Consider the following 11,857-nt stretch of genomic DNA (forward strand, 5'->3'; position numbering starts at 1 on the left):
GGCGCAAACTCCTACGCCCTACCAGAGCAACGCCCATCAAAAAACGTTCTAACTAGATCCTAACGGTTTGAGCCAGCCACCAGCCCAAACCCAAAATTCCAATAGATCCACCTACAAAAACACACTCCTACCAATCCCCCCACCCTTCCACCTTTCCACCCTCCTACCCTTCCACCCTCACCCCAACGCCTCCCCCAACGCCCGCAGCTTCAGCTGAATTTCCGCCAGCTCGCGCTCTGGGTCAGAACCCACCACAATGCCTGCCCCCGCATACAGCCGGGCTCGGTTTTCCTGAATCAGGGCGGAGCGAATGCCAACAATAAATTCGCTGTTGCCTCGGTCATCTACCCAGCCCAAAGGAGCCGCATACAGGGAGCGGTCAAAGGCTTCGTGATGCCAAATTTCTTGACAGGCGGCTTCAGTAGGAACTCCAGCGACAGCAGGCGTGGGGTGGAGGGCTTCGACTAGTCGCAGAGGGCTAGCGTGGGTGGGCAGCATGGCCCGGATGGGCGTATGCAGGTGCTGAATGTTGGCTAGCCGCAGCAGTTCGGGAACTGCCCGATAGCTGGGGCGCAGGCCTAAAGACAGGAGTTGATGGGTAAGAAACTCGACCACAAACTGGTGCTCGTCTCGCTCTTTAGGGTTAGCCAGCAGGTTTTCTGCTAGCACCCGGTCTTCAACCTCAGTACGACCGCGAGGGGCAGATCCGGCCAGCGCATCGGTAATCAGCGTGTGGTGGCGAGTGCTGAGCAGTCGCTCTGGGCTGGCCCCGATAAAGGTTGCGCCCCGACCGTTGCTGACGGAGAAGGTATGGCAGTCGGGATGATTTTGCCGCAGTCGATGCAGGGAATGGCTCAGGTGAAAGGCATGGGGCGCAGCAATATCAACTGCGTGGGCCAACACAATTTTGCTCAGGCGGTTTTGGGCAATTTGGGTCAGGGCATGGCTGACAGCTTGCTTAAAAGCGACCGTACCAGTTTGCAGAATTGGGCCTGGTGCCGCTGCGTTGCGATACCCGTAGCTGCTGCTGCTGTTTGCTAATTGCTCAAGCTGGTCAATCTGCCGCAGTACGCGCTGGGTCAACTCGTCTAGCAGGGCGTCGGGCGTGATCAGTAGATTCGCAGTCAGTTGGCAGGTCTGGTGGTGACGGGTTACCTGCCAACTGGGCAAAAATACGCTCGCAGCCGGGAAAGGAGGCTCTGCACTGTGGTGTTGGGGAAAGAAGGTGAAATTGCAAAAAAAACGAGGACTCGGTGGAGCGGTCGTTTGAAACTTTTGTAGAACGGTTTGACGGGTCCAGGTTTCTACAAACTGCTGGGCTTGCCGAAACCTATTTTTGCCTTCAGAGGTATGGGCTAGGGTGGTGCCAAAGGCAACGGTTGCTCTTCGCTGTCCAGGATTTTCCAGGTAAAAGTGCCGCTCCTCAGAATCGGAGACCTGGGCCAGCACCGTCAGCGGATCTAGCAGGGGCAGGTCAAAACTTAGGCTAGCAATTTTGGGCTGGTTGTCTTGAATGGCAAGCTGGTAACAGTCTGTTAGAAAGGTATAAATCGCATTGCCGTAGAGCAGGCAGTCAGAGCGGTAGGGAACTACTGGCATGGAGAAGGGATCACTAAAGCGTTTTAAAATCCATGTCTCAAAGCGTAGCTGAGAATTGCCCCATGCCTTGAGCTGTGGGCATTCAGCAGATATTTCCTACTGGTAACACATTCGGTTCCAGCCACGCTAGCTGAGCCACTGGAGTTCACGCAGCTTAATAGTGGGTGCCGGTTTTGCGATGGTGGACAGCGGTTTTGGCGTCGTTGTCAAGTACTTTTCCGGTATCAACCACGGCATAGATGACCCAGTGATCGCCAGCCTCCATACGCTTGTCTACCCGGCACTCAAGGTATGCGATCGCATCTTTCAAGATCGGCGAGCCATTAGCAGCCTCCTTAGTCTCGATCCCTTCAAAGCGATCTTCCGTCGGTCCAAAGGGTTTGAGAAAATGCCGCATCAGCCCCAAATGCTTGCCTTCACCCAAAACATTCAGCACGAAGGGGCTGCCGGAGTACAGCAAAGCCTCAATCGCTCGCTCCTTCGCCACTGCCACCGTAAAGCCCGGCGGCGCAAAGGTGGCCTGAGACACCCACGAGGCCAGCATGGCGCTAGAAACGTCTCCCTGTTTGGCTGTGAAAATACAGAGCGAGCCAATAATGCGCCCTACTGCCTGCTCTACCGAAGTTGCCGGGGTACGCGGTGCTTTGGCCCGTCTAGCTTTTTTGAGGGACTGAGCAAAGTCTGTTCCTACTTCCTCGCAGTACTTGAGGGTGACATCAGTCGGCTTAAACTTCACTCGGATCGGGTCAAACGCCAGAGAGTAACCACCATTTTTAAGCTTGCCCTCCAGCAGATCAATGGCCTCGCCGCTCCAGCCAAAGGAGCCAAAGACCCCAGCAGGCTGCGTTTTAGAAGCAGAAGACAAAACAATTCCCAGCGCCGTTTGAATTTGAGTCGGTGCGTGGCCGCCCAGCGTCGGAGAGCCAATCAAAAAGCCCGATGACTTCTCTACCGCCGCCTTAATTTCCTCCGGCTCAGCCTGTTCCGCATTGAGCGCTTCTACGGCCACTCCCGACTTGGTAATGCCTCGAGCTAGGGCCTGGGCAATGGTCGCCGTATTGCCGTAGGCCGAAGCGTAGATCAGCGCTACTGACTGCTCCTGGCTTTTCTGAGTCTCGCTCCAGTGGCGATATCCCTGAAACAGCTCCTTTGCCCCGTACAAAACGACAGGCCCGTGACCGGGAGCCAGCACCCGAAACTGAAAGGTCTCCAGCTTGTCTAAAGCAGCAATCACCTGCCGAATGCTGGGGGCCATCAAGCAGTCAAAGTAGTAGCGGCGATCTTCGAGTAGATCGTCCCAACCGAGGTCATAAACCTGCTCACTGGCTAGGTGCGCACCAAAGAACTTGTCAGTATAGAGCACCTCGGCGTAGGGGTCGTAGGTTGCCAGCCCCCCCGGCCAGCGCGGCGTCGGAATCGGAATAAACTGCAGCACATGACCCTGCCCCAGATCTAGCTCATCGTCGGCCCCCTTAATCACCCGCAGGTTGACCGACTGCCCCTCCAGCAAATCCTGCAGCGCTAAAGCCGCCGGATTAGAACACACCACCGTCAGGTTGGGATTTTTCTCCAGCAGCACCTTTAAGGTAGTGACCCGGTTGGGGTTGATGTGGCCCAAAATAAGGTAGTTAATCTCGTCTAGATCTACCTGCTGGGCCAGCGCTGCCAGAAAAATGTCGGTAAACGATTCTCCGGGTGGGTCGATTAGGGCTGTCTGGTCAGCCTGAATTAGGTAAGTGTTGGCCGTCGTGCCCCGCTCCAGCGCATACTCAATCTCAAACCGCAGCCGGTTCCAGCTGCGCGATCGCAAAATCGCCGTATCGGAAGCAATCTGCAGGATTTGAACATCCCTAGGCTGGTTGGTAGTTGTCATGGTGGATGAGGGGTGGCGGAGTGGGCGGGTAGCGGGGTGAGTGGGTGTGGGGTACAAGGTTTAGGGTTTAAGGGGGGATAGAGAGGGTTCTTCGCCTTGCTCCTGTACCCCCTTAAACTGTCTGTCTTCTGTTCTCTGCCTTAGTAATAGTTGCCGACTTTACGGTGATGAACTGCGGTAATGCCTTCTGGGTCAGACACCTTGCCATCCTTCACAGTGCAGTAGACGACCCAGTGGTCGCTAACCTCCATACGGCTGACTACCTGGCACTCCAGGTAAGCTAGGGCATCGGCTAGCAGGGGCGAGCCGTTGGTTGCTGGGCGGGTGCGAACTCCGGCAAAGCGGTCGGCACCGGGGGGAAAGCGCTTGAGGAAATGCTTCATCAGGGGCAGGTGCTTGCCCTCTTCTAAGATATTCAGCACAAACTCGTCGCCTACCTGCATCAGAGACTCAATGGCGCGGTCTTTGGCCACAGCCACGGTAAAGCCAAGAGGCTGGAAGCTAGCCTGGTTGACCCAGGAGGCTAGCATAGCGCTGCTGGCCTCGCCTTTCTGGGCGGTAATGATGTAGAGTCCGCTGCTGATGCGACCCAGGGCTTTTTCCAGGTCAGCGTCGAGGGCTTTGAGCTTCTTCAGCTTGCCAGCCTGGGTGAGGGTCTGACCTAGGTCGGTGCCGGTTTCCTCACAGAGCTGGTAGGTAGCCTCGGTGGGAGTGTCTTTGATCCGCAAGGGGGCAAAAGCTGGTACGGGTGCAAGGTCTTCAAAGCGGGTTGCCAGCGTATCGATCGGCTCATCATCGCCGCCGTAGGACTCAAACAGGCCCACGGTCTGCTTGGCGTTAACAGCCGCCAGAATGGTGCCCAGGGTGGCTTGGGTCTCCTTGGAGCCGACGCCAGACGAGGGAGGCATGCCGATGGCAAGGCCGGTGGCGCGACCGACTAGCTCGTTCACCTCTTGGGGGTCGGCAGAGCGCATGTCCATCATCTCGACAGCTACGCCGGTTTTGGTGATGCCGCGAGCGATGGCCTGCGAAATGCGATCGCTATAGCCATAGTCCGACACGTAAAACACGGCAACCAGCGTCTCAGACTTGCTCTTTTCCTGGCTCCAGCGGCGATAGCGCTCGGTTAGCTCTTCGACGTTGTGGCGCAGCAGCGGGCCGTGGCCAGTGCCGATGGTGGTCACAGCAGGCAGCGCATCCATCCGCTTCATAGCCGAGAGCACCGAGCGGGCGTTAGGAGCCATCAGGCACTCGTAGTAAAAGCGATAGTCGGGGGAAATTACCTCTAGATCTTCGTCGTAGGCCGCATCGCTACAGAAGTGCATGCCAAAGGCATCGCAGGTATAGAGCACCTGGGTCTGGTGATCGTAGGTAAAGATGGTGTCGGGCCAGTGCAGGTTAGGCGCGCTGACAAACTCCAGTAAGTGGCCGTTGCCCAAGTCAAGCGTGTCGCCGCTCTTGACCAAAATGCGCTCGAAGGGGCGATGGACGAGGTCTTCGAGAAATGCGATCGCAACCTTAGCCCCCACCACCGTTGCCTGAGGGGCTAGCGCCAACACATCTTTGACCAGGCCGCTATGATCCGGCTCGGTGTGGCTGATCACGATGTAGTCAATCTGTGCCGGGTCAATCTGGCCCCGCAGCGCATCTAGATACAGCTGGCGAAACTTTTCGTGGGAGGTATCGACCAGAGCCACTTTCTCGCCACGAATCAGGTACGAGTTGTAGGTGGTGCCGTTTTGCAGGCCAAACTCAATGTCAAAGCGATCCCGGTCCCAATCTAGAGAGCGGATGGTGGTGGTATCTGCAGCAACGCCTGCCACCTGAATCGTGAGGCGTTTGGGTTGGGTACCAGGTGCGAACTGACCAGTCAGTGCTTGCGCTTTCGCGACCATCGAAAACCTCCTGCGGCTATAAATGCGGCTAGTGCAAGACCCTCTGAGGGCCAGCTTTAACAACGAAAATGTTTCTTATGTAGATATTCTTACTCAAAAACCATTAACCAAACGTAACAATTGCTTATCAGTGAGTTCACTTCTTCCCACCTGTCTGATAAGTCATCCTCCCAGTCGGGTAACTTTAGATATGCTGCCTCGGCAACCTCTCTCTAGATCTATCATGCCGCTGACCGGAGCCCTCATTCCAGAACCTACTGCGGATGGATCCTACACCTTTTTTTCAGAAGACTTTGGGGAGTACTTCCACAGTCGAGAAGGGGCCTACGCCGAAGCTCGTAAAACCTACGTAGAAGCGACCCAGCTAGCCCGAAAAGCAGAGCAGCCCCGGCTCACCCTGCTAGACGTGTGCTACGGTCTGGGATACAACACCGCCGCGGCACTAGAGACTATCTGGCAGGTCAACCCAAACTGTCAAATTACCTTAGTTGGCCTGGAGCTAGATAAAAGAGTGCCGCAAAGAGCCATTGCCCAACACCTCACGGAGGGTTGGTCGGCTTCTGTACAAACAGTTCTACAAACGCTAGCCACCCACGCCGAGAGCCACAGCCCCACCCTCAATGCCCGACTCCTGGTGGGCGATGCTCGCCAGCAGATTCAAAAATTGGTGCAGACAGACTTTCAGGCCGATGCCATTTTTCTCGATCCCTTCTCGCCACCCCACTGCCCTGAACTATGGACGGTTGAGTTCTTAAAGCAGGTAGCCCGCTGTCTAACCCCCGAAGGACATTTAGCCACCTACTCCTGTGCCGCCGCTGTGCGCACCGCTGTTCTGTTGGCAGGGCTAAATATTGGCCCCATTGAGGCGACCGGCCGTCGCTGGCCCGGCACCCTAGCCCGCCATATCGCTACCGGCTTACGTCCCCTTTCCCAACAAGAACAGGAGCACCTAAAAAGCAAAGCTGCCATACCCTACCGAGATCCGACATTAACTGACTCACCCGCAGTCATTCGGGCCCGACGGCAGCAAGAACAAGAGACGTCGCCGCTAGAGTCCACCTCGCGCTGGCGTAAGCGCTGGCTGTCTCCCCCTGGCCAAACTTGACAAGCCCCTATCAAGCTCATCAGCAAACGGTCTGCTCCGCTGCAAGCGCTCAATCCTGCCATATACCAGCCCTGCCAGAGGTTGAATCTATACAAAATGATTTCCCATTTACCCCCAAAATAGAAAAACCTGTCAGCCTTTGCAAAACCGTAGTGAAGCCAGCAGGGTAGCTCTATACTGCCGGCTTCTCAGCCCCTAAACGAGGAGGGGCAGCGCCCAGATCTAACCCTAAAAACATCACTGGGTTGACGTTTTCCACTCTGCTATAGGATTTCAACTTGTGAGCCACTTTGATGCCGTACCCGCCAGGGTCTTAATCGTTGACGACAACTACCCTAGTCGCATGGCTGCAGCGACCTTACTGGCGCTAGAAGGCTATGACGTCGTAGAAGCAGATTGCGGTCCCCAGGCTCTGGAGCTAGTTCAAGAAACCTGCCCCGATCTGATTCTTTTAGATGTCATGATGCCCGGTATGAGCGGCTTCGAAGTCTGTAAGCAGCTCAAAAAGAATGAATCCACCCGCTTAATTCCAGTAGTCTTTCTCACCGGCTCTAATGAGCGCCAGGTTCGTTTAGAAGGCATTCAGGCCGGGGCAGATGACTTTTTGACCAAGCCCTTTGACCAAGCTGAACTGACTGCCCGAGTCAAGTCTCTGGTTCACCAGAAACGACTCAATGAAGACCTGGACCATACTGAGCAGGTGCTGCTTTCGATTGCTCGCGCCATTGAGTGCCGCGACCCCAATACGGGCGATCACTGCGAACGGCTCATGGCGCTAGGGCAGGCCTTTGGCACCTACCTGAACCTCTCGCGGGGTCAAATTCGCAGCCTTGGCTGGGCCGGGTATCTCCATGACATCGGCAAAGTTGGCATACCAGACGCCATTTTGCTCAAATCAGGCCCGCTATCGCCAGAAGAGCAAACCATCATGCAGCAGCACGTTTTCATTGGCGAGCGCATCTGCAAACCTTTGAAGACCCTGCAGGGCGTCGTTCCTATCATCCGGCACCACCATGAGCGGTGGAACGGTAGCGGTTATCCAGACGGCTTGTGCGGCGAGGAAATCCCCCTATTAGCTAGGGTGTTTCAGCTGCTCGATATTTACGATGCGCTAACCAACGAACGGCCCTATAAGCTGGCGCTCTCTCCAACGAACTCTCTCAGGCTAATGTGGGAGGAGGTGGAGAAAGGCTGGCGTGATCCAAGCTTGATGAGCCAGTTTGAAGCTTTCATTCAGACTCAGCTAGCCGCCAGTTGTGACCGAGCGGCCCCTGTCACAGACGCGGCCCTTGAGTCTGCTGCAGCCCTTGAAACCAGTGAACCTGCTCAGCTCTGTTAGCTTTTGATCAAATCGGCTTTCTACAATGGCTTCACATCTTTCCGCGCTCTATCAAGGTTCTCGTAGCAAAGTTTATGAGCGATATTATCCACACCTCAGGTTCCACAGAAGAATCAATTCTCTTATTTGAAATTAGCGGCGCGCAGGGGGTGATGCGGGCAGGGGGGCTTAATACGATGGAGTTGGCAACCAAATCGGCCCAAGCCCTTAGTCAGGCGATGGGAGCCATCCAGACCTTGGCTAATCGGACCACTGAGACTATTAACCAGCTGCCCCAAAAACCTTCAGAGTTTGAGCTGGAGTTTGGTATCAAAATCGATGCTGAAGCTGGGGCCATTGTTTCCAAATCTGGATCTGAGGGCAATCTGCGAGTCAAGCTGGTCTGGCGGAACGGGGCACAGCAGCCCACTTAATCTGGCCTATTTTTCATCCCTCAGATAGTTGCCAAGGATTACTTTCAATCCATAGGCTCATGAGAATTAACGCGATTGAGGCTTAACTGTGGACGCCCGTTTAGAACGCTCCAGGGAATTGAAGCAAGCATTGTGGGACTTTGTGCTCGACGCTGAAGGTGAAACAGCGACAGCGCTAGAGGCCTATAGCGCTGACCAAATGGCGAAGTGGTCTAAGACCCAGCTGCAGGGCATTAGCCGGAACGACTTGGTCATTGATATGTTTTCGACCGAAGGGCAGGTCGGCGATCAAACTCCCCTCAATCTATTTATTCAAAGCTACCCAGATCTTTCAGAAGCCGATAAAGCTCTAGTAGAGAGCTGGCAGCGCAGTTTCAATGGGTTATTTACTGTTCTCAGCGTAGATTCTGAGGAATTTGAGTTGATGAACTGGCTGACGGAGAAGCAATACCGAGTGAGACCAAACGGACTGCAGGCCCCAGAAAAGCTAGTACGGCTCAAGCCGGGAGAGATTGTTCAAACCCGAATCTCGCCTTTAGATGAGTCATCTTGGATTTTTTCTGGGCCGATTCAGCTGTTGGGCAAGCTGGGCAAGCCGAAGCTGGCGGTAGCCATTGGTACTTTCAAAGACCAGTTCAATCAGCACCTCTATGGCGATGCCCCCGACCTGATGGAAGAGGCTTGGCTATCTGTAGAGCGTTACCACCAGGAATTTATTGATTTCTTTGAGGGGGATGAAATTACCCTGTCGGGCTATGAGCTAGACAAGAAGCTGGCCGAGTTTCAAGAAATAGCAACCCAGCGCCGGTTGGAGGCAGCAGGCGTCGATAGCAATAAAACCCTCAGTGAGATGGCGGCAGAGGCAGGCGTCTCTGAGGCAGAAATTGCCGAATCGGCGGCAGAACTAGGAGCTGATGAAGCCGTCACCAAGCAGCTGCTAGATGGCCAAAAGACGCTGAAAATGGTGATGCCTAAAACAGCTCTGCCCGATCCGTTACGTAGGGCAGAACAGGTGACAGTGCTGGTGCATCCCCGCTGGGGCCAATCCTTCTTGACCGACTATGGCCGGTTAACTCAGCTATTGTCGGAGGGCAGCGAGGAGGCTGCAGAAACGCTGGACAAGCTGCTGCTGAAGTACCTGAAGGAGGGCGCTATTAACGCCTATGTTTGGTATCGCTTAGCTCATGAGTTTCCAGGCCCGCTGGAGCCGGCACTGCAGAGAGCCCTCGCCCGTCCTACGTTTAACCTAAAGGCCGATCTCGACGACCTGCTAAGAACCTTTGAGAAGCCGCTCAAGCCAGGCTTGCCCGAAATTGCCAGCGTGCCCCTACACCTGCACAACCTGTTTCAGGAAGCGCTGGTCGAAGTGGGCGAAAGCAAGGGCAAAAGCAAAGCCAAAAGCAAGAGCAAAAGAGTTGGTTTTGGCTAGGGCTAGCTGCGGTCAGAAAGCTGGAGACTTGAAAAGCTTAAGACAACGTCAACTGGCTGAGTCTCCGGTTAGCTTACACCCCTTGAACAGGCATTAAAGTAGGCTAGCTTATAGCTTGCTTCTGTTAGGAGTACAAAGTGAAACCCAACACCGAAACCAAAGAGGGTTGTTGGGTTTTGCCAAGGCTCGACTCAGTCCACAAGTTTTAGTGTATTGCCCAAAAATGCTTTGGCGGTTCCTCAAAGCCCCCATCCAGACAAAGGCGACTTTGGATTGGGCTTAGTTATTTCCATCACGACATCTAGCGGGGCCTGGGTGAGAAAAGCTTCTATCAAATCCCCTATGCGCGTGACCTCAACTCCAACAGCTCGGTTTTGTAGCTCTACCAGCTTTTCGAAAGTGGCCACTGTATAGTCAGCGTTCTGAAATAGCGCATTGGCTTCCTTCAGTAGCTCCATGAGAACTATCCCTTGAGCAGACTGCTGTCATCTTCATTTATTTTGCTCTATATGTAAAGTTTCACGGTGATGAGTGTACTCGCTACCAATGGAGGTGTTTTTTGAAGGAAGTGCGATCGCACTTCCTTCAAAAAACACTCCCAACGACATCCCCAGCGGCAGAACGTGCCCCTTCGGTAATTTTTCTGCGAGAATAGGAAGCTGGCCAACCCAACCCCTCTAGCTCACACCCAACCCACGTCTAGCGCTATCATCATGCCGGAATCGTCTGCCCTCTCAGCCCCCCAAAGCGCTATCCCCAATGAGTTCCAGTGGATTTACCGGGGCATCACCGAGGTCTTTCCCGACCAGCCTGATGCTGATGATCCGCAGCAAAACCTGGTGCGACGGCTGCAGCGCGCCGATCGGCCCCTGCGGGTAAAGCTGGGCATCGACCCAACCGGGGCCGAGATTCACCTAGGCCACAGCATTCCGGTGCGTAAGCTGCGGGCGTTTCAAGATGCAGGGCATACCGCTGTGCTGATTATTGGCGACTTTACTGCCCGCATTGGCGATCCTACCGGCAAGTCTGAGGTGCGCCGCCAGCTGACAGAGGCCGACGTTAAGGCCAATGCTCAAACCTACCTGGAGCAGGTGCGGCCCATCCTCGATTTCGATACGCCCGGACGGCTAGAAATTCGCTACAACTCTGAATGGCTCTTGGGCCTGGACTTGGGCAAAATTCTGGAGCTGCTCTCTAGCATGACCGTCGGCCAAATGCTGGCTAAAGAGGGCTTTTCTGAGCGCTACGAGAAAGGTAACCCAGTCTTTCTGCACGAATTTCTCTACCCGCTGATGCAGGGCTACGACTCAGTTGCGGTGGAGTCTGATATTGAGCTGGGCGGCACCGACCAGAAGTTTAATATCGCCGTAGGCCGCGATTTGCAGCGCCAATTTGGCATGGAGCCGCAGTTTGGTATGCTGCTGCCGCTGCTGCTAGGCACTGACGGCGTGCAGAAAATGTCTAAGTCGTTGGGTAACTACGTCGGCCTACTGGAAGATCCGCTCTCGATGTACTCCAAGCTAGAGAAAACCCCTGATAGCCTAATTCACAATTACTTTGAGCTGCTGACCAAGCTGCCGCTCGACTCGCTGCCGGAGGCCCCACGCGATCGTCAAAAGCTGCTGGCTCTAGAGGTGACCCGTCAGTTTCATGGAGAAGCGGCAGCTCAGCAGGCCCAACAGGCCGCGCTCAGTCTAGTGCAGGGGACAGGCGATCCGGCAGAGGGAGTGCCTGAATTTTCGCTCTCAAGCATTGAGTTTCCGGCCAAGCTGTTTTACATTTTGGGGGCTAGCAATCTCTGTGCTAGCGGCAGCGAAGCCCGTCGTCAGATTCAGGGGGGGGCGGTCAAGCTGGATGGAGAAAAGGTCACTAGCGTAGATCAGACCTTTGAAACTCCAGATGAGCTAACTAGCAAAGTGCTTCAGGTGGGCAAGAAGAAATTCGCCCGGTTGGTGCCTTAAACGCACCCTCAATCGGCCAGCCCTCTGACCTGCTGCAGGCTCACCTCAATCAAGCTGGGGCCTAAGCCAGGGTGGGGAATGTTGTCAACCATGAGAAAGGTAGCGAGGAGAGCTAGGATAAGCCGTTCAGCCTTGATTTGGTTTAGGGCAAAGGGAGTCATAATCCACATCCTCTAGGGTTGAAGGAGACCGTTTGGGCTGTCTCCTGGTGACTTCTCAACCATAAAGGGGGAAACCAAGATA

Annotated in this window: 10 protein-coding genes; 5 read left to right on the top strand and 5 right to left on the bottom strand. The window is 54.9% G+C overall.

All coding sequences use genetic code 11. The features are described from left to right. Window positions 1–177: 177 nt before the first annotated feature. From H6G13_RS01190 to H6G13_RS01200, 3 genes are all read right to left on the bottom strand, one after another. The gene (locus tag H6G13_RS01190) at window positions 178–1,599 is read right to left on the bottom strand and encodes an isochorismate synthase (protein ID WP_190481304.1); all 1,422 of its coding nucleotides are present in this window, start codon (window positions 1,597–1,599) and stop codon (window positions 178–180) included. Window positions 1,600–1,753: 154 nt separating this feature from the next. Then, window positions 1,754–3,472, bottom strand: a complete 1,719-nt coding sequence (locus tag H6G13_RS01195) for a diflavin flavoprotein (protein WP_190481306.1) — start codon at window positions 3,470–3,472, stop codon at window positions 1,754–1,756. 140 nt (window positions 3,473–3,612) lie between these two features. Beyond that, complete coding sequence (locus tag H6G13_RS01200) at window positions 3,613–5,367, bottom strand: diflavin flavoprotein (protein ID WP_190481308.1); 1,755 nt, start codon at window positions 5,365–5,367, stop codon at window positions 3,613–3,615. A gap of 223 nt (window positions 5,368–5,590) precedes the next feature. On the opposite strand from H6G13_RS01200, the gene H6G13_RS01205 reads away from it, so the two are divergent. The 4 genes from H6G13_RS01205 to H6G13_RS01220 all read left to right on the top strand — a co-directional run bounded on the left by H6G13_RS01205 (window position 5,591) and on the right by H6G13_RS01220 (window position 9,653). Beyond that, window positions 5,591–6,472: an MnmC family methyltransferase gene (locus H6G13_RS01205; RefSeq protein ID WP_190481311.1), complete on the top strand. Its 882-nt coding sequence runs from the start codon at window positions 5,591–5,593 to the stop codon at window positions 6,470–6,472. Between the two features lie 280 nt (window positions 6,473–6,752). Continuing rightward, window positions 6,753–7,811 carry an HD domain-containing phosphohydrolase gene (locus tag H6G13_RS29330; RefSeq protein WP_190481313.1) on the top strand — a complete coding sequence of 353 codons (1,059 nt, stop codon included), beginning with the start codon at window positions 6,753–6,755 and terminating at the stop codon, window positions 7,809–7,811. A gap of 74 nt (window positions 7,812–7,885) precedes the next feature. Beyond that, window positions 7,886–8,224, top strand: a complete 339-nt coding sequence (locus H6G13_RS01215; protein WP_190481315.1) for a CU044_2847 family protein — start codon at window positions 7,886–7,888, stop codon at window positions 8,222–8,224. A gap of 88 nt (window positions 8,225–8,312) precedes the next feature. Further along, on the top strand, window positions 8,313–9,653 hold the full coding sequence (locus H6G13_RS01220) for a hypothetical protein (RefSeq protein WP_190481318.1): 1,341 nt from the start codon (window positions 8,313–8,315) through the stop codon (window positions 9,651–9,653). A gap of 239 nt (window positions 9,654–9,892) precedes the next feature. Here the strand turns inward: H6G13_RS01220 and H6G13_RS01225 are convergent, their stop codons facing one another. After that, window positions 9,893–10,111 carry a hypothetical protein gene (locus H6G13_RS01225; RefSeq protein WP_190481321.1) on the bottom strand — a complete coding sequence of 73 codons (219 nt, stop codon included), beginning with the start codon at window positions 10,109–10,111 and terminating at the stop codon, window positions 9,893–9,895. 255 nt (window positions 10,112–10,366) lie between these two features. Between H6G13_RS01225 and tyrS the strand changes: the two genes are divergently transcribed. Continuing rightward, window positions 10,367–11,614 (top strand): tyrosine--tRNA ligase, encoded by a 1,248-nt coding sequence (gene tyrS, locus H6G13_RS01230; protein WP_190481323.1) that lies wholly within the window; start codon window positions 10,367–10,369, stop codon window positions 11,612–11,614. A gap of 8 nt (window positions 11,615–11,622) precedes the next feature. Here tyrS and H6G13_RS01235 read toward each other — a convergent pair whose 3' ends face one another. Further along, window positions 11,623–11,775, bottom strand: coding sequence for a hypothetical protein (locus H6G13_RS01235; RefSeq protein ID WP_190481325.1), 153 nt, complete (start codon window positions 11,773–11,775; stop codon window positions 11,623–11,625). Window positions 11,776–11,857: the final 82 nt, after the last annotated feature.

It is taken from the genome of Pseudanabaena sp. FACHB-2040, assembly GCF_014696715.1.
GTDB lineage: Bacteria > Cyanobacteriota > Cyanobacteriia > Phormidesmidales > Phormidesmidaceae > JACVSF01.